Origin of the sequence: Deinococcus grandis (genome assembly GCF_001485435.1) — a bacterium.
Classification (GTDB): Bacteria; Deinococcota; Deinococci; order Deinococcales; family Deinococcaceae; genus Deinococcus; species Deinococcus grandis.
This window is the reverse complement of record NZ_BCMS01000005.1, coordinates 49463-66937: the sequence shown is the minus strand read 5'-3', so window position 1 is coordinate 66937 and position 17475 is coordinate 49463. Positions and strand designations below refer to the sequence as shown.

Annotated in this window: 17 protein-coding genes and 4 pseudogenes; 13 read left to right on the top strand and 8 right to left on the bottom strand. The window is 62.7% G+C overall.

Annotated elements, in window-relative coordinates; all coding sequences use genetic code 11:
• Window positions 1–65: 65 nt before the first annotated feature.
• The gene (locus DEIGR_RS18585; RefSeq protein ID WP_083524329.1) at window positions 66–590 is read right to left on the bottom strand and encodes a protein adenylyltransferase SelO family protein; all 525 of its coding nucleotides are present in this window, start codon (window positions 588–590) and stop codon (window positions 66–68) included.
• Window positions 591–1009: 419 nt separating this feature from the next.
• Here DEIGR_RS18585 and DEIGR_RS18580 point away from each other — a divergent pair, with 419 nt between their 5' ends.
• The 3 genes from DEIGR_RS18580 (at window position 1010) to DEIGR_RS21535 (ending at window position 3055) form a co-directional block, all read left to right on the top strand.
• A complete protein-coding gene (locus tag DEIGR_RS18580) occupies window positions 1010–1876 on the top strand; it encodes a hypothetical protein (RefSeq protein WP_083524328.1) in 867 nt (288 codons plus the stop codon).
• A gap of 175 nt (window positions 1877–2051) precedes the next feature.
• Entirely contained in the window at window positions 2052–2654 is a 603-nt protein-coding gene (locus DEIGR_RS21540) for a LacI family DNA-binding transcriptional regulator (RefSeq protein ID WP_201785781.1), read from the top strand.
• On the top strand, window positions 2654–3055 hold the full coding sequence (locus tag DEIGR_RS21535) for a LacI family DNA-binding transcriptional regulator (RefSeq protein ID WP_201785780.1): 402 nt from the start codon (window positions 2654–2656) through the stop codon (window positions 3053–3055). Before DEIGR_RS21540 ends, DEIGR_RS21535 begins: the two co-directional genes overlap by 1 nt.
• Before the next feature lie 140 nt (window positions 3056–3195).
• Here DEIGR_RS21535 and DEIGR_RS18570 read toward each other — a convergent pair whose 3' ends face one another.
• The gene (locus DEIGR_RS18570; RefSeq protein WP_269083814.1) at window positions 3196–3672 is read right to left on the bottom strand and encodes an SOS response-associated peptidase family protein; all 477 of its coding nucleotides are present in this window, start codon (window positions 3670–3672) and stop codon (window positions 3196–3198) included.
• Between the two features lie 80 nt (window positions 3673–3752).
• Window positions 3753–3983: pseudogene (locus tag DEIGR_RS20095) on the bottom strand (tyrosine-type recombinase/integrase); the annotation flags it as partial.
• 35 nt (window positions 3984–4018) lie between these two features.
• On the opposite strand from DEIGR_RS20095, the gene DEIGR_RS21655 reads away from it, so the two are divergent.
• Window positions 4019–4516, top strand: a complete 498-nt coding sequence (locus DEIGR_RS21655; protein WP_407638343.1) for a winged helix-turn-helix domain-containing protein — start codon at window positions 4019–4021, stop codon at window positions 4514–4516.
• Window positions 4498–5079 carry an IS630 family transposase gene (locus tag DEIGR_RS18565; protein WP_153013714.1) on the top strand — a complete coding sequence of 194 codons (582 nt, stop codon included), beginning with the start codon at window positions 4498–4500 and terminating at the stop codon, window positions 5077–5079. The genes DEIGR_RS21655 and DEIGR_RS18565 overlap by 19 nt, the downstream gene beginning before the upstream one ends.
• On the opposite strand, the gene DEIGR_RS18560 is transcribed toward DEIGR_RS18565, so the two are convergent.
• Entirely contained in the window at window positions 5076–5762 is a 687-nt protein-coding gene (locus tag DEIGR_RS18560; protein ID WP_236704982.1) for a tyrosine-type recombinase/integrase, read from the bottom strand. The genes DEIGR_RS18565 and DEIGR_RS18560 overlap by 4 nt on opposite strands.
• A gap of 123 nt (window positions 5763–5885) precedes the next feature.
• Here DEIGR_RS18560 and DEIGR_RS20085 point away from each other — a divergent pair, with 123 nt between their 5' ends.
• Window positions 5886–6581: an IS66 family transposase gene (locus tag DEIGR_RS20085; protein WP_160329971.1), complete on the top strand. Its 696-nt coding sequence runs from the start codon at window positions 5886–5888 to the stop codon at window positions 6579–6581.
• Here the strand turns inward: DEIGR_RS20085 and DEIGR_RS18555 are convergent.
• Window positions 6540–7750, bottom strand: a pseudogene (locus DEIGR_RS18555) (IS3 family transposase). The gene DEIGR_RS20085 and the pseudogene DEIGR_RS18555 overlap by 42 nt on opposite strands.
• 48 nt (window positions 7751–7798) lie before the next feature.
• Between DEIGR_RS18555 and DEIGR_RS20080 the strand changes: the two are divergent.
• A complete protein-coding gene (locus DEIGR_RS20080) occupies window positions 7799–8320 on the top strand; it encodes an IS66 family transposase (RefSeq protein ID WP_083524323.1) in 522 nt (173 codons plus the stop codon).
• Here the strand turns inward: DEIGR_RS20080 and DEIGR_RS20975 are convergent.
• Window positions 8304–8459 (bottom strand): site-specific integrase, encoded by a 156-nt coding sequence (locus tag DEIGR_RS20975; protein ID WP_160329970.1) that lies wholly within the window; start codon window positions 8457–8459, stop codon window positions 8304–8306. The genes DEIGR_RS20080 and DEIGR_RS20975 overlap by 17 nt on opposite strands.
• 172 nt (window positions 8460–8631) lie before the next feature.
• Here DEIGR_RS20975 and DEIGR_RS20680 point away from each other — a divergent pair, with 172 nt between their 5' ends.
• The 6 genes and pseudogenes from DEIGR_RS20680 (at window position 8632) to DEIGR_RS20670 (ending at window position 16502) form a co-directional block, all read left to right on the top strand.
• The gene (locus DEIGR_RS20680) at window positions 8632–9789 is read left to right on the top strand and encodes a WD40 repeat domain-containing protein (RefSeq protein WP_153013962.1); all 1158 of its coding nucleotides are present in this window, start codon (window positions 8632–8634) and stop codon (window positions 9787–9789) included.
• Window positions 9786–11813: a WD40 repeat domain-containing protein gene (locus DEIGR_RS20675; RefSeq protein WP_153013961.1), complete on the top strand. Its 2028-nt coding sequence runs from the start codon at window positions 9786–9788 to the stop codon at window positions 11811–11813. Before DEIGR_RS20680 ends, DEIGR_RS20675 begins: the two co-directional genes overlap by 4 nt.
• Window positions 11814–11834: 21 nt before the next feature.
• A pseudogene (locus tag DEIGR_RS18540) lies at window positions 11835–13577 on the top strand (DUF4158 domain-containing protein); the annotation flags it as partial.
• A gap of 58 nt (window positions 13578–13635) precedes the next feature.
• Window positions 13636–14846: pseudogene (locus DEIGR_RS18535) on the top strand (IS3 family transposase).
• The gene (locus DEIGR_RS18530) at window positions 14843–16288 is read left to right on the top strand and encodes a Tn3 family transposase (RefSeq protein ID WP_269083817.1); all 1446 of its coding nucleotides are present in this window, start codon (window positions 14843–14845) and stop codon (window positions 16286–16288) included. The pseudogene DEIGR_RS18535 and the gene DEIGR_RS18530 overlap by 4 nt, the downstream one beginning before the upstream one ends.
• Window positions 16289–16313: 25 nt before the next feature.
• Complete coding sequence (locus DEIGR_RS20670; RefSeq protein ID WP_153013959.1) at window positions 16314–16502, top strand: hypothetical protein; 189 nt, start codon at window positions 16314–16316, stop codon at window positions 16500–16502.
• Window positions 16503–16574: 72 nt separating this feature from the next.
• Here the strand turns inward: DEIGR_RS20670 and DEIGR_RS18525 are convergent, their stop codons facing one another.
• Together DEIGR_RS18525 and yidD are read right to left on the bottom strand one after the other, a co-directional pair.
• A complete protein-coding gene (locus DEIGR_RS18525; RefSeq protein WP_058979896.1) occupies window positions 16575–17000 on the bottom strand; it encodes a response regulator in 426 nt (141 codons plus the stop codon).
• Between the two features lie 95 nt (window positions 17001–17095).
• Window positions 17096–17467 carry a membrane protein insertion efficiency factor YidD gene (yidD, locus tag DEIGR_RS18520; RefSeq protein WP_083524337.1) on the bottom strand — a complete coding sequence of 124 codons (372 nt, stop codon included), beginning with the start codon at window positions 17465–17467 and terminating at the stop codon, window positions 17096–17098.
• Window positions 17468–17475: the final 8 nt, after the last annotated feature.

Genomic DNA, 17475 nt, shown 5'->3' with positions numbered 1-17475 from the left:
TGGCCAGTCTATCAACTCAGATCTTCGCCGTGATCAATAGATCAAGCCAAGCCTGTGGTCATCCACTAGTCGGCCAGTTGCCGCAGCCGGGCGGTGTCGCGGCGGGCGCGGAAGTACTCGAAGGTCCCGACCCGCAGGTGACTGGCGGCCACGCGCGTGAGCACCGCGCCGGGCAGGGGCCGCTCGCGGTGGACGGTCTCCCCGGTGGCCGCCATGGCCAGCGCGCGGGTGGTGGGCAGCCTCAGGGGGTGCATGGCCTCACCCATCAGGGCTTCGCGCAGCATGGGCCCGGCGGCGGCCTTCCCGTCCCCCCGGCCGGAGAAGGCCGTGCGGCCCGAGTCCTTCAGGGCCACGTCCCGTCGTCGCCCGTGCCGGTCGATGACCTCGCCGAGCAGCAGCGCGCGCCCGTCCCCGAGTTGCGGCGAGAAGCCCCCGAACTGGTGACCGGCGTAGGCCTGCGCGAGCGGCTCGGCGCCCGCCGGCACCCGGTTCCCCGCGAAGATCGCAGTGCTCTCCGGCCCCCCCAGCAGCTCAGGATCCAGACCCAGGTCCCGCGCGTAGGTGTTGTCGAACTGGAACAGGACGGGCATGAGCGACAGTCTGACGGGAACTTCGGTCTTCGGGTGGATCCCGGTCACTGTTGGTCCGAGTTCGTGTGAGGTTGGGTTTGGATTTCTCCTGTGCCTTGGGTCTGGCCACGCTGGTGAACTCACAGTCGTATATTGTTTCCAGATACGAAACGCGGAATGCGCGGGCCTTTCTCACGCATCTGTACTCTGCTTTTCGTGGCCACCGCGATGCTGAAGCATGTGCCTGTGCAGCGTGTAATGCCCGAGAGACAGCGTGGTGGATAGAGAAATGCTTGTGTGTTATCGGGTGATTTCCACTCGACACTGGTGAATGTCATCTCCAACGTGGAGCGACTGGGGTCACCCTCTCCGGTACGATCTGATCCATCAACCCTCACTTGAGGCCTCACTTCGTATCTGCGTTTGGATATACTGTCGGTATGGTGCACCCTGCCGATGATCTCGCCCGGACCCTCACCAACGCCCTGCACACTGGCGACCTCGACACCCTCGTCAGCACCCTGCACGCCCAGGGTCGCCTCCAGGGCCGCCCCGCGCAGCTCATCAGCAACCTCCGCCCCATCATCACCGCCGCGCAGCGCGACTACGTGAGCCTCCTGCGCCCCCCTGCGGACTTCCACGCGTGGCTCAGCGGCGTCCTGCTCACCAACGCCGACGGCACGCCCGCCAGGCCGAACACCCGCACCAGCCGCGTTCTCACCCTGCGGGCCCTGTACCGCGCGCTGCGCCAGCTGGGCATCATCACTGGGGACCCCCTGTTGGACTTCCACGCTCCGCCCGCCGAGCGCCGCAGCGATCCACTGCCCACGCGCGAGACCATCCAGACGCTGATCGACGCGGCCCGCCCGGACCCGGCGCTGCACGCCGCGCTGCTGCTGCTATGGCATCACGCCGTGCCCATCGCGACCCTGCTGCGCCTGCGGTGGGACGCGTTCAATCCCCACGAGCGGACCCTGCTGCGGAACGACGTCGTCAGTCCCCTCACGCCGGCGACCGCCACGGCGGTCGAGCGCCTGCACCACCGCGCCGGGTACGACCCGCTGTTCGAAGACACCCTGGACGTGGTCGCGCCGCGGCGGATGTTCCCGTACGACTCGCCGGACGCCCTGCGACTGCGGATCCTGCACGTGGCGCGCGAAGCGACGCTGCCGTTCATGCCGCCCGGCGCACTGCGTCGCGCCGCGCTACGCGACCACGCCCGCAGCGCCACACACCTCGGGTACCTGAACACCACCCACTACGACCGCGTCGTACAGCTCGCCCAAGCCCTCACCGACGAGCCGTGACGGCGCGGCGATGATCGGTCAGCGTCAGGTGACGTGGACGGGGTATTGCCGGAGCGGCGGGTGGGCCGGGTAGCAGGGGAGGGTGGATTGACGGGGTCAGACCGGAGGTGCACTGTCAGGGTAACCGTTAACCCACTCATCGGTGGGACAGCCGCGTCCCGCCCCAGGAGTTCCCATGTCCGCACCCGTCACCATCGCCGACGTGGCGCGCCTCGCCGGCGTGTCCACCGTCACGGTGTCCAGGACCCTGAACAACACCGGACGCATCAGCGACGAGACCCGCGCCCGCGTCATCCAGGCCGCCCGTGACCTCGGCTACGTCGCCAACCCCGCCGCCCGGCGCCTGCGCGGCGCCCGCACCAACCTCGTCGGGATGGTCATCCCCGAACTCGTCAACCCCTCCTTCGCCGAGGTCACCCGCGCCGCCGCAGAGGCCGCCAGCAGCGCCGGACTGGACCTGGGCGTCTTCACCACCAGCCGCGACCCCGCCCGCGAACGCCAGCGCGTCGCGGCCCTCAGTGGCGGACTGACCGACGGCCTGATCCTGGTCGTCCCCACCGACGACCCACAGCACCTCCGCACCCTCGAACGCAGCCGCACCCCCACCGTGCTGATCAGCCACTTCGGCGTGCCGACCGACCTCCCGAACGTCCGCGCCGACTCCTACCACGGCGCGCGCGCCGCCACCACGCACCTGCTCGACCTCGGGCACCGCCGCGTGGGCTTCATCGCAGGCGCCGCCGAGTCCAGTCAGGCACACGAACGACTGCGCGCCTAATGGACGAACGCGGCCTGCTCGACCCGGCCCTGATCCGCCCCGGGAACTTCACGCAGCGGCGCGGGTTCGAGGCCGCCCGCGAACTGCTGGACCTGCCCACCCCCCCCACCGCGATCTTCGCCGCGAGCGACGCGACCGCCCTCGGCGCGATGGACGCCGTCAAGGACCGCGGCCTGCGCGTTCCGACCGACATCAGCGTGGTGGGCTTCGACGACATCGCCGCCGCCAGCCAGAGCCACCCGGCCCTGACCACCGTCCGCCACCCCATCCACAACATGAGCGGCAGCGCCCTGCGCCTGCTCGCGGGCGCACTGGTCGGCGAAGCGGTGCGTGGCACCGTCCTCGACTACCCCAGCGAACTGGTCGTCCGGGAGACGACCGCCCCGCCCCGAGGGGCCTGACGCTTCGTCATGGCAAGTCCAGCTGCGCCGCCGACAGGTCAGGTGGGGTGCCTGACCTTGACGCCTGAACACCAGGCCGCAACGCTACTGAGCAACCACCCAGATCCAAGCGGAAGTGAGGTGATCACCGATCCGCGCGGTCAGGGTGCGGCGAAACCGGCCGTGCCGCTCGTGACCAGCCGTGATCCCGCGACGGTCAGCGCCTCCCACGCCCGGCTGTCCAGCGCGGTCCGCCGGGCGTCACATGGTGATCCGCTCAGCCAGGGCATCACCTCGTCCTCGCGCAGCAGGGCGGGAATCCGCGCGACGGTCCCCGCGAGGTCCGGCGGCGCGGGCCGGGTGACGACGGCGCACGAGATCAGTGGACCTGCCGGGGTCAGGATGGACGCGTGCAGTCCAGCGGCGAACATCGGCACGTCCAGCTGTGGTCGCACGAGCACCCGCACCAGCAGGGGAGACGCGGTGGGGGCGTCCCAGTAGGCCGCGAGGGGAATCACGCAGCGGCTGACGGCCAGCAGGCCCGGTACGTGCGGTGAGCGCCGAGCGATTCCACCCGCGCCTGGAACGCGTGACGACGAGCCTCGGCGGCAGCGGTTCCCGGCGTGACGAGCCCCCACTGTCCGGCCGCCAGGGACCAGCCCAGTGCCCCCTGATCCGGGGTGACGTGAGAGTAAGAACAGAAACCTACGCTAAGGAATTATTTGCGACTGCGACGCCATTTCCTGAGTTCGGCGTCTGCTGAGGCGTCACTGACCTCGGCATAGCGCAATGTGGTCTGGATATGGCGATGCCCCAGCCGCTTCCGTATTGTTCCCAGACTGACCCCACCATTGACCAGTTCAGTAGCGTGGCTATGCCGCAACTGGTGCAGTGTGCAGGCTACGCCTGCCTCAGCCGCGTAATGCTGCCAGCGCTCCTGCACGCTCTGATACGGACTCCGATTAAAAGGTTTATGATTGTCAGATCAAACAGACACTCCTGACGGCTCCCCTGGCGCATGACGCCGACACTTTCTGGCACCTCTACACGACCAGCACCTGCGCCGTCGAGCGGCGCAGAGCCCAATTCATGGCCCTCCTCGCTGAAGGACGCCCCCTCCCAGAGATTCTCCAAGTGACCCGGTACAGCCGGGTCACCGCCTACGATCTGGTGTACCGCTACCGCGACCGGGGACTTGCCGGGCTGTGTGACGGGCGCCACACGAATCAGGGTGCACCCCGGCTATTGAGCGCTGAGCAACAACAGACCCTGGCGACCCGACTACACGCCGACTTCGAACAGGACATCGTCTGGTCTGGGAAAGACGTTCAGAACTGGCTTCAGGAGCAGTACGGACTGTCCGTTCACCTCGGGCGCACCTATGAATTCCTTCGAGCGGCTGGCTTTACCCCCCAACGACCCCGCCCCCGGCACGTTGGGGGCGATGAGGCCGCGAAGGAAGCATTCAAATCAAAGTCCTGATCGAGACGCTCCGCCAGGCGGAGCGTCTCTCACCGCGCGTCTCCCTGTGGTGTATGGACGAACATCGGATCGGGCTCAAGCCAATCCGCCGTCCAGTCTGGGCACCAACTGGGCAGCCGTTGACCTGTCCGGTTCAGCCTGGGTACGAGTGGCTCTACGTGTACGCGTTTGCCAATCCGGAGAGCGGCAAGAGCCTGTTTTGGTTGATCCCAGTCGTCAACAAACAGGCGTATGTGGCCGTCATGGCTGCGTTTGCCCGCATGGTCGGCGCCAGCGCCGACCATCGTGTGCTGGTCGTTCAGGATGGGGCCGGTTTCCACGTGCCACCCGATGATGGGCATCCGGAGGGCATTCAGACCGTGACGCTCCCGCCGTATTCGCCGGAATTGCAGCCAGCAGAACGGCTCTGGGCGTTGACGGATGTACCAATCGCGAACCGGGCGTTCGACAGCATTGAAGAGGTAGAATTGGCACTCTCCGAACGCTGCGTGTGGTTGGAAGCTCAACCTGATCTCATCACTCAGCAGACCCTCTTTCACTGGTGGCCTTTGTTAGCGAATTAATCGGAATCCGTATGATAGCGCAACGGGCCACCACGCCCATTCTTTTGCGCCTGGAACAGCGGCCCATGCTCGTACTCCAGTGAGCGCAGATACTTCCGCAGGGCATTGACCAGTTTAGGGTCATCGAGCAGCACCGTCCGGCGCTGCCCCCCTTTGCCCAGCACGGTCAGATGTTCGTCGCCTTTGCTGAGGTCGAGGTCGTCCAGATGGATGTTCAGGGCTTCGCTGATGCGAAGTCCCGTCTCGAACACCAGGCGGAACAGCAACGCATCTCTGGCCTGTTGCCCTGGAATCACGGCAAAGATGCGCTCCACATCTTCACGGCGCAGTCCTCGCGGATGTGGTGGTGGCACAGTAGGCCGTTCCAGATGCAGCGTCGGGTCAATTTCCAGTTTCCCGTGCTGTATGGCCCAGCGGCAGAAGCGTTCAATGGCGGTCTGTTTGCGGTTCTGCGTGGAAGCAGCCCACTCGTGGGCTGCAAAGTAGGCTTCCAGCGTCGGGGCATCCAGTTCCTGATGGTATCTGATTAGCGACCCCGCGAGCCGGACAGCATCGTCACATTCGCTAGGATGAGCCGCATGGCCACCCCGCTGACGGAACAGGATCTCTACGAGATCATCCGCAAGCAGGCGGAGCAGATCGAACAGCTTCAGAAGCGCATCGAGCAGTTGGAGCGTCAGCAACGCAAGTATGCCGCCCCTCATAGCCGGGGAAGTCGGAAAGCCCACCCGAAAACCGCAGGTCGTCGCGCTGGGGAAGGCGTCTTCACATACAAGCGTCCTCCTGCTCCCGAGCAGGAGGACGTCGTGATCGACGTCCCGGCGCCCAACACCTGCACGGCCTGTGGCTACGTCGGCGAGTTGATCTTCAAGCGTCACGACCGCGCCTGGATCAGTGACCTGCCCGCTCAGACCGTGCAGATCACGGCCTACCACGTGCCGGTGATGGTCTGCCCGCAGTGCGGGCAGACTGTACGTGGCGCGCATCCCGACCTCCAACCGGACCAACGTGGGGCGACGGGACACCGATGTGGTCCCCGACTGGCGGCCACCATTCAGGCGCTGCACCACGAGGTTGGTCTCCCACAGCGCCGCATTCCACGGGTGCTGGGACTGACCACCGGCATCCGGGTGTCCCAGGGGGCCATCACCCAGGCCGCCCAGCGCCTGGCACGTGATGGACGTCCGCTGGCGACACATGTCGAGTCCCTGGAACGGGAGCTGCGCGCAGCTCCCTATGTCCACCACGACGACACGGGCTGGCGAGTGAACGCGACACAGGCCTGGGTGAGCACCTTCCGCTCGGCCGAGACGGTGCTGTTCCGAGCGAATCTCCAGCACACCAACGTCGAGTTGCGTGCAGTGCTCGGCAACGCCTTTGGTGGAGTCCTGGTGTGCGACCGCTTCAAGGTCTATGACAGTCACACCCTGGCAGTGATCTGTCAAGGGTTTGGTGGAGCCTCAGTTCAGGATGTAAGCCTGCTCCTCGAAGGCCGTCGGTGACTGATACCCCAACGACGAGTGACGACGGCGACGGTTATAGAACACTTCAATCCACTCGAACACCTCTGTCCGTGTCTGGGCACGGTCCCACTGCGCTTCGCCAAGCCCCATCTCCGTCTTCAATGTCGCAAAAAAGCTTTCCTGGACAGCGTTATCCCAGCATTCTCCTGCCTCGCTCATACTCTGAACGGCCTGCAATCTGTCCAGCGCCTGCTGGTACACATCGCTCGTATACTGGCTCCCTCGATCCGAATGATGCAGGAGTCCGCCTGGTGGGTTCCGACGAGCCACCGCCATCTCCAACGCCGCTGTGACCAGCGGCGTCTGAAGTCGCTCATTCAGCGCCCAGCCGACAATTTTCCTCGAGTACAGGTCCATGACCGTCGCCAGGTACAACCAGCCTTCACGGGTGGGGACATACGTGATGTCCGTGACCCACTTCTGATTCGGGCCGTCCGCAGTGAACACCCGATCAAGAATGTTTTCTGCGACTGGGCGCGAAGATTTCGCCTTCGTCGTCGTCCGGAACTTCCGCTTTCCACGCGCGACAAGCTGTGCTTGTCGCATGAGCCGCCTGATCCGCTGACGACTGACCTGCTCTCCCTGTGCCTTCAGGTCGGCTTGGATGCGCAGCGCCCCGTATGTTCCCCGGCTTTCCTCGAAGCTGGTCCTGATTTTCTCGATCAGCACGCGGTCTTTTGAGATCCTCTTGCTCTCCGGCCTTCCCCGCGCAGCGTAGTACCCGCTGATGCTCACGTCCAGAATCCGGCACATCAGCTCGACTGGAAACTCGTCGTGGTGCCGCTCGATGAACCTGAAGATCAGGGTTGCTTGGCGAAGAAGCGGCCAAGCCCCATACGGGTGCTGTTCTGGCCAAGACAGGCCAGCGCTTTTTTCAGGATATCCCGTTCCTGTCGTGCAATTTCCAGCTCCCGCTCCAGTTCCTTAAGGCGAGCCTCCTGTGGTGAAAGGGCGGGGATTCCCCGCCCGGTGAAGGCTGGGCGGCCGGAGGCCGTCTGGGTGTCCTGCTGCTGCTTCCACCGGACGACGTAGTGAGGGGGAACGCCGAGATCGCGGGCAATCTGGGCGCAACTCTTTCCGGTCGTGCGAACCAACCGGACGGCTTCTTGTTTGAACTCAGCGGTGAATTGCTGCTTGGGTACGGACATTCTGTCCTCCAGTGTGGATCACACTGAACTTACCCTCCACCAAACTCTATCCAGTTCACAGGGGTCCAGCAGCAAAAATGTCTGGCTCACGTCCTGCGCAACGTCCAGACGGTGAGTGAGCAGGCTCAGGGGAAGCGGGGACGGGGCCGGGAGTATGGGCAGCGCTTGGCCGAGGTGTGCCGAGCATTGATGGCGCTGCATGCCCAGCACCGTCGTGGAGGATGCAGCCTGGATGAGTACCGACAGCAGGGTGAGGCACTCACCCTGCGTCTGGACGCCTTACTCGACCGGCGCCCACTGAAGACCCCGGGGAACGAACGGCTACGACTGGGGTTGCTCAAGCAGTACCGGCAGGGCCGGTTGCTGCGGTTCCTAGTAGACCCGGATATCCCGCCGACGAACAACGCGGCGGAACGGAGCCTGCGGTCGGTGGTGATCGCGCGCAAGGTCTCGCAGTGCAGCAAGAACGCGCTGGGTGCACAGACGTACATGCGGATCAAGTCGACGGTGGAGACCGCGCGGTTGCGCGGTCAGGACCCCGTCGATGTCCTGATCAACCTGCGTCGCTAATCACGTACTCCTGATGCTGTTCCAGTAACCACCGTTGCAAGTGATTCAAGTCAGCCTGGTAAGCCCGCAGGGTGGCCGGGCTGCGTTTCAGCCCTTTCAGAAACTGCTCAATCGCTCTCTGGAAATCGTCAGCGTTCATTCCTGTGATAAGTGTACTTTCACCCTCTGAAACCGATGGCAGTTTTTGCCGTCAAATTCGCAGACAGTTTTCAGTTTTCCTGTGATAAGGATAATTACAACAGGTTTTACACTTGTTTGTCGCAGCACCAGCAAATCAACATTCAGTCACCTTTCATCACTACTATGCCTAAATGCGGATACTCACTGCTGCCCTCGTCAGTCTTGCCCTGGGGACGCTCGCCCTCGCTGCACCACCCCTGCACCGCTCGGCTTACCTCTTCAGTCATCCAGCGACCCGAATTCCCCTGACAGTTGGCCAGAACCAGGTCACGGCCTTTGACCCTGACGAGGGCAGCGCCGTGACTTTCGCCGGGAGCAGCCAACCCCACGCCTTGAAGCTTCCCGGCAAACTGGCGTGGAATCCGCGCCCGACCCCGCAAGGTGTTCTGGCTGCACAACTGGACTTCGCCAAGTGCCGGGTGGTGCTCTGGAACCTCAGCACGCAGAAGGCCATTTCCACGCTTCAGGGCGACTTCAAGGAAACTTTCGGCTGTGGTCGGGACGGTACCGAGTTCGTCTTCAACTCGGCGTTTACCGCCGATGGGAAGTTTTTTCTGGCCGCCGACCACCGGGGGGCCAGCCGCTGGGACGTAAGAACAGGCAAGCGGCTCAATGTCCGCACGGGGGGTTGGTACAGCCTGGATGTCAGCCCAGATGGCAAGACCGTGGCGCTGCTGGGCGAAGGTCGCCGCATCGAACTGTGGGCCTCTGACTTCTCCCGCCGCCTTAAGGCCCTACCTGCCCAGCCAGCCACCTGTCTTAACTTCATGGGGGCACGTCCAAATTGGAGTCCCGATAGTCGCCTGCTCGCCTTTCCCTGCAATGGTGAAGTACGCGTCTGGAACGTGCAGGCCGGGGGTCTGCGGCGCTATGAGCGGGCGGAGCAGAACGAATATGCGGAAGCTCCTGTATTCAGCCCCGATAGCCGTTTCCTGGTGGCCGACGAGGATGGGGCAGGCGTAGAAGCCTGGGATATCGCAACCGGAAAACGCGTCGCCAACACTGGCCCTGTGAAGGGAACGCAGGTGACGGCTGTGGTGGTGACCAAGCAGAACCTCGTTCTGGCGGTGCTGGATGACGGTCGCTTGTTGCGCCTGGACTTGCAGCAGCCCGGCTCGGCTTTGCAACCCATCCAAGTCTACGACCGACCTCAAACGGGAGCCACTCTCTGGCCGCGTCTGACAGTCAACGCTGAAGGAACTTGGTTCGCCATGTCCAGTGGTCGAGGGCAAGTCAAAGTGGTGCCTCTACCTTTGCCTGATGATTGGCAGACTGAAGCAAAGGAATGAACCACAAACTCAACGCAGCACAGCTCCACCAAAAGGCGAACGTACTGCCCGCAGTTCACGCTGTAAGCTCTGCTATGTCTCTACAGGCCCGTTTTCTTTCTACAGGTTTTCTCGGCGCACTGCTCAGTGTCAGTGCTGCCGGAGCGGTAAGCATCCAGGCTTCAGGCATCTTGCCGGATGGCCCGGCCAGCGAGGTCAGTGTGCGGGCCGATGGCGCACAAGTCGCCGTCACTACGGCTGACCGCGTGGGCCTGTTCACTCCCCAGGGGCAACGGCAGGCTCTTGTGTCGCCCACTGGCCGCCTGCTGGTGGATGTCGTTTACAGCGGCAATGACCTTTTTACGCTGGACACGACAGGAACTCTGGCTCAGGTCAGTGGAAAGCAAACCAAGGTCGTGGGGCAGGCCCTCTGCGGTAACCTGAAAGGCAGTGAAGGGCCACACCTCGCGGCGAGCGGCTCCACGCTGACGGTGGCGTGCCCTCATACCCTGCTGGTCGGCCAGCCGGGACAGTGGCAGAGGATTGACCTGCCGACCTTGCCTGACGGCTACGGTGCTGGGCAGGTCGCCGTCAGTCCAACCGCGAACGAGGTGGCCGTCATCCGCGCCTCGCAAATTCTGCGCTTTCACCTGCCTGACATGAAACCGCTGCCGACCATCACCCGCTTACCTGGGGAAGACACTTCGTTTATGGATGACCCTGTTAAGCCTGCTAGCGCTTCGGCAGTGGCTTATGACGCGTCTGGGCAGCGTCTAGCGGTGGGCTGGAACATGAGCTTCCCCAAAGCGTACAACCAATCCGTGACGGTCTATGACCTGAAAAGTGGGACAGGACGCTCGTTGCCTACTTATGCCGACAACACGAGGAAACTCGCCTTCAGTACCGACGGCAAATTTCTTCTGGCAGACGGCTTCAGTACCCCGCGCCTCTGGAATCTGACTGACCGGAAACGGCTGGCACCACCACAGCCGACCAATACCGGGATTGGTGTTCAGGGTGTGGCGTGGCTGGGCCAGAACATCATCAGCACCAGTTCGCTGGGGGCACTGGCCCTGACGCCGCAGGGTCAGCAGGTCGCCAAGTTCCAGATGCCGCTGGCCCACGTCAATCTCCTGACCGTCAGTGACAATGGACGTTGGGTGGCTGCGGCGGGCGAAGGTCGGCAGCTTAACCTTTTTGACCTGAAGGCAGGACAGGCAATCTGGAGCGTCAAGGCTCATCCGTATCAGGTAGGCAGCCTGAAGTTCAATCGGGCTGGCACGCTCCTGGTCAGCGGTGATGCGAACTCGGAATTCGTGCGCTTCTGGGACGTGAAAACCGGGAAGGCGGTTGGCCCCTCGGTCACGGGCATTCGTTCTATTTCTGGATTCACGCCGGGGGATAAGGAAGTCGTTCTGGGCGGTCGTATCGTTCCTGTAGCCCCTTTGCTCAGGCGTCAGGGCGAGGTCTTTCTGGGCAACCTCCCTGGTCAGACCTACCGCAAGTCGGTGAGTGAGACTTCCCAGCTCACGCCGGATGGAAAAAGTATGTGTGAAACGCAACTTATCTTCCGTGACCGGGGTATGGGCTTCCGGGCGTCCTCGTGGCAGCTCGGCGCACTGGAGAAAAATAACTTCGGCCTGTCACTGCCTGAAGAAAGGCGTCTGGGGGCCACCAGTGCCGACTGCCGCGTACTGGCCGTGGCTGCTATAGACGTGATAGGAAAGGAACATACTTATCATCCGCTGGGCGTTGAGGTTTATGACCCGGCGACAGGCAAGAAAATACAGATGTGGCCCTCTGGCAATCGGGTGGAGTCTTTGGCCGTATCCTCAGATGGTCGGCGAGTCGCCTGGCTGGAAGATGGCCGCGCCGAATTGCTGATAGGTGACGTGAAAACTGGGAAACAAGTGGTCTGGAAGCTCCCGGCAGTGGTACAGGACATGGACACTGTTCCTCTCGCCTTTCGGGCTGATGGGAAAGCATTACTGGTAGGGGTCGGCAGTCAGTCGGAAACGAGTTTCACAGTTCTGAACATTCCCTGAGTCTCTTTCCTGCCATGACTGATGCCCGTCGAATTCCTCTCTGCTGAGCAAGCCGCCCGCTACGGGCGGTTTGCTGTTGACCCCACCCCAGAACAACTCATACGGATTCCGTTTGTTTCGTTAACAGATCGGAACTCCACCGATCTGTTAACTCCACGTCTGGAACCCGCTTCTCTCCCGCTCGCTCCGCTCGGGTTGAAAGATTGTGCAAACCTTTCAACCGGAGTCCGTATCACCCGTTATTTCTTCCTGAACGAAGCCGACCTGGCTTTGATTGCTGAGCGACGCCGCGACCACAACAAGCTCGGTTTTGCCGTCCAGCTCTGCGCTTTGCGGTATCTGGGAACCTTTCTGCCCAATCCTATTCAGGTGCCGAGAGTCGTGGTGCAGCATGTCGCTCAGCAACTTGAGGTTTCGCCAGAAGTTTTCCTACGGTATGCACTGCGCGAGGAAACCCGCTACACCCACCGCCGCGACATCGTGGCTTACCTGGGTTACCGGGAGTTCGACGAGTTTCAGGTGTTCCGCCTGATTCGCTGGATTTATGCCCACCTCGCGGTCAGTGCTGTGCGCCCGAGCGTCCTGTTCGACCTTGCTACAGCTCACCTGCTGGCCCAGAAAGTTGTGTTGCCAGGCGTGCGTGTTCTGGAGCGGCTGATTGCCCGTGTCCGCGAGCGGTACACCGCTCGGTCTTTCCTCGGTTTGAGCCGCCGCCTGAACAGTGAGCAGGAGCAGGTCCTCGAACAGCTTCTCGTCCTGCCCACGGGGAAATGGCAGACCCCGCTGGAAGTCCTGCGAACTCCGCCTTCACGGGTGGGAGCCATGTCGCTGTATCACGCCCTGTACCGCGTGGAACAGATTCGCGCTGTCGGTGTCGGAGAGGTTGACCTCTCCGACGTTCCAGCCGCACGTCAGGCTGCCCTGATACGTCACGCCCTGACTGCACGAGTACAGCTCATCCAGCGGATGAGCGAGGAACGGCGGCTGGCAACCCTGCTGGTCTTCCTGCAACATCTGGAACGCACCGCCACCGATGACGTACTGGACATTTTCGATGGTCTGATGACCAGTTTCGCCCTGAGAGGGGAAGCCAGGCGGCGACGGGAACGCCTGCGTTCCCTGAAAGACCTCGACCAGGCGGCTTTGCTCTTGCGTGAAGCGACCCTGATGCTGCTGGACAGCAACCTGCCTGCCGAAAGAGCGCGTGAACTGGCCTTGCAGAAGCTGGGGGAACAGGCACTGCGGGAAGCCGCTGGAAAGGTCGCGGCCCTCGCCAGCCCTGATGAGGACACCCACGCACTGGCCCTCAGTGGGTACTACACCACTGTCCGCCGCTTTCAGCGGGTCTTTCTTCAGACCATTACCTTTACTGGAACCCCTACAGCTACGCCGCTGCTGGACGCCCTGGAATTCCTGAAAGCCAGGGATGAGCCGGGGCAGGGCAAGCCCAGATGGAGCGACGCTCCTCGGAGCGTCGTTCCGAAAAGCTGGGAAAGACAGGTCTTTCCCTTTGGGGGCCAACTCGACCAGCAGGCGTACACCCTCTGCGTGATGGACAGGCTGCATCAGGCTCTTAAGCGCCGCGAAGTCTTTGTGGAGCGCAGTGAACGCTACGGTGACCCACGGGCAGAGCTGCTTCAGGGAGATGCCTGGCTGGAAGCCCGTGACGACGTGTGCCGCGCCCTGGAACGCTCTCTTGACCCCAGGCCGGAACTTGAGCTGTTGAGCATCGAACTGGAAAACGCCTTTCGTGAAGTCGAGGAGTGAACTGGATAGAGTTTGGTGGAGGGTAAGTTCAGTGTGATCCACACTGGAGGACAGAATGTCCGTACCCAAGCAGCAATTCACCGCTGAGTTCAAACAAGAAGCCGTCCGGTTGGTTCGCACGACCGGAAAGAGTTGCGCCCAGATTGCCCGCGATCTCGGCGTTCCCCCTCACTACGTCGTCCGGTGGAAGCAGCAGCAGGACACCCAGACGGCCTCCGGCCGCCCAGCCTTCACCGGGCGGGGAATCCCCGCCCTTTCACCACAGGAGGCTCGCCTTAAGGAACTGGAGCGGGAGCTGGAAATTGCACGACAGGAACGGGATATCCTGAAAAAAGCGCTGGCCTGTCTTGGCCAGAACAGTACCCGTATGGGGCTTGGCCGCTTCTTCGCCAAGCAACCCTGATCTTCAGGTTCATCGAGCGGCACCACGACGAGTTTCCAGTCGAGCTGATGTGCCGGATTCTGGACGTGAGCATCAGCGGGTACTACGCTGCGCGGGGAAGGCCGGAGAGCAAGAGGATCTCAAAAGACCGCGTGCTGATCGAGAAAATCAGGACCAGCTTCGAGGAAAGCCGGGGAACATACGGGGCGCTGCGCATCCAAGCCGACCTGAAGGCACAGGGAGAGCAGGTCAGTCGTCAGCGGATCAGGCGGCTCATGCGACAAGCACAGCTTGTCGCGCGTGGAAAGCGGAAGTTCCGGACGACGACGAAGGCGAAATCTTCGCGCCCAGTCGCAGAAAACATTCTTGATCGGGTGTTCACTGCGGACGGCCCGAATCAGAAGTGGGTCACGGACATCACGTATGTCCCCACCCGTGAAGGCTGGTTGTACCTGGCGACGGTCATGGACCTGTACTCGAGGAAAATTGTCGGCTGGGCGCTGAATGAGCGACTTCAGACGCCGCTGGTCACAGCGGCGTTGGAGATGGCGGTGGCTCGTCGGAACCCACCAGGCGGACTCCTGCATCATTCGGATCGAGGGAGCCAGTATACGAGCGATGTGTACCAGCAGGCGCTGGACAGATTGCAGGCCGTTCAGAGTATGAGCGAGGCAGGAGAATGCTGGGATAACGCTGTCCAGGAAAGCTTTTTTGCGACATTGAAGACGGAGATGGGGCTTGGCGAAGCGCAGTGGGACCGTGCCCAGACACGGACAGAGGTGTTCGAGTGGATTGAAGTGTTCTATAACCGTCGCCGTCGTCACTCGTCGTTGGGGTATCAGTCACCGACGGCCTTCGAGGAGCAGGCTTACATCCTGAACTGAGGCTCCACCAAACCCTTGACAGATCAGAGCGCTTGAGCGTCAATTCATCGCTGTCACTCACTCAGGAGGACGGCCACACCACCCTTCACCTGGCCGCGCCGGAAGCGATTCCTGAGCCGGAGAGCCTGAAGGTGTTGCGGGCTGAAATTTCAGCCCGCCTGCCCGTTGTTGACCTCGCGGAACTCTTGATGGAAGTGCATTCGTTCACCGGACTGGCTGAGGCGTTTACCCACGTCGCAGAAGGCCGAACCCTGGTACGACATCTTCCCCTGAGCCTCTGTGCGGTACTCCTTTCACAGGCTTGCAATATCGGCCTGAAAGCCGTGTCCCGTCCTGATGTGGAAGCCCTGACCCTTCCGCGCCTATCGTGGATAGCGCAGAACTACGTCCGCGCCGACACCATTACCGCCGCGAATGCCCTGCTGGTGAATGCCCAACTGGAGTTGCCGCTGGCCCAGAGCTGGGGCGGTGGGGAAGTCGCCTCTGCCGATGGCCTGCGTTTCGTCGTTCCCGTTCGCACCATCAATGCTGGCTGGAACAGCAAATATTTTGGCGCTCAGCGCGGCGTCACCTACTACAACTTCACCAGTGACCAGTTCACCGGATTTCACGGCATCGTGATTCCGGGAACCCTGCGGGACAGTCTGTATATCCTCGCGGGCCTGCTGGAACAGCAGACCCGCCTCGACCCCCGCGAAATCATGGCCGACACCCACGGCTACAGCGATGTGGTGTTCGGATTATTCGCCCTGCTGGGCTACAAGTTCAGTCCCAGGCTGGCGGATTTATCTGACCAGCGCTTCTGGCGACTGGATAAGGACGCGGATTACGGCGCACTGAACGACCTCAGCCGTCACACCCTGAACGAGCGGCTGATCGCCGCTCACTGGGAGGACATGCTTAGGTTGGCCGGGTCACTCAAACTGGGCAAGGTCGGCGCAACGAGCATTATGCGTACCTTGCAGCGTGGGGGCAGCCTGTCGAGTCTGGGACGGGCTATTGCTGAACTGGGTCGCATCGAGAAGACCCTGTACCTGCTGAACTATGTGGGCGACGAGGCTTACCGCCAGCGAATTCTGCGGCAACTCAATCGGGGCGAGCAGCGCCACAGCGTGGCGCGGGCCGTGTTTCACGGACAGAAAGGGGAATTGCGGCAGCGGTATCGGGAAGGGATGGAAGACCAGTTGAGCGCACTGGGCCTGGTCGTGAACGCGATAGTCCTGTGGAATACGCGCTACATCCAAGTAGCTCTCGATGAGCTACGGAGCATCGGTCATCCGGTCAACGATGAGGACGTGGCCCGACTGACTCCATTGCTCCACGAGCATGTGAGCATGCTCGGCAAATACGATTTCACCCTCTCAGAAGATGTGGCTCAGGGCAACCTGCGCCCCCTGCGTAACCCGTATTCCCTGGAGGAGTACATCAATCAGATTCCTTAGCGCAGGTTCCTGTTCTTACTCTCAGGTGACCCCGATCCCGGCGCAGGAATCGCAGCGTGTCCCCGGGCCGCACCTCACCCGGCCAGCTGTCGACGAGCAGGCCAGGAAATACCCGCGTGAGGGCCGCCCAGGTCGCTGGACTGAACTGCTGGACGAGCACCGGCATGCCACCATCCTGACCGGCCAGGCCACACTGCGACTGTATGAGCTGTGACCGGCGGAGCGAGTCTTGGCAGCCAGGGCCAACGTGCATGGGATCGCCCCTGCGCCACCCTGCACCGCACCGTCAGGTTCTGGCGGCCGCATCGAAAAGGCACTGGCCATAAAACCCGACGAACGCGCCGATCTGCTCGGTGAACCGGCCGAGGTCAATCTCCTTGGTCATGTAGAGCGACGCGAGATGCGCGTACGCCTGCGCGATGTCCGACTCGCTGGCAGACGACGTGAGGATCGCCACCGGGTAGTGCCGCAGGTCCGGATGGGCGCGAATGTGCCGCAGGGTCTCGTGACCGTCCATGCGGGGCATGTTGAGATCCAGGACGATGACGTCGGGGCGTTCTGTGTCGTCACGCAGCAGCGTGTCGAGCACCTGCTGTCCGTCCTCGCAGTAGGTCACGTGGACCGGGACGTCCTGCGCGTCGAACGCCACCTCGGCCAGCAGGCGGTCCGGGAGGCTGTCATCCGCCAGGAGAACGTGAAGAGGCCGACTCATACCTCAGCATGGCAAAAATCAGGCGGCGGAACCTGATCCGGGAAGGTGAAGACGCCCGGGACGCGGCGCGGCCCGCCTCCTCCACGCGTCGGCCACTAGCCACACCGGAAAGGAATGGGCACAGGGCCGCAGCAGCACACGCCCTGAACACCGCCCGTCACCTGCGCGCCACGCAGGTGCCCGTACGCCTGTCGGCACGACTCAAACCGCGCCGCGATGTCCGCGCGCCCCCCCACCAGCCCCTGCTCGCTGACCACGCGCCGCACCGCGGCCGAACACGACTCACCGCCGAAGAAGGCCGCGTGAGCGCAACGGAAGCCTTTCAGTGGGGACAGCCACCGCTGGTAGACCTCGATGGAGTTCAGCGTCAGGACGTTCAGAGCATGCACACCTGAGGGTAGGGGACGCCCGGAGCGGCTGAGTGCCAGTTGCGTGAAGACGGGGCCTGCACAGGACGGGTGGTCCATCACACGCG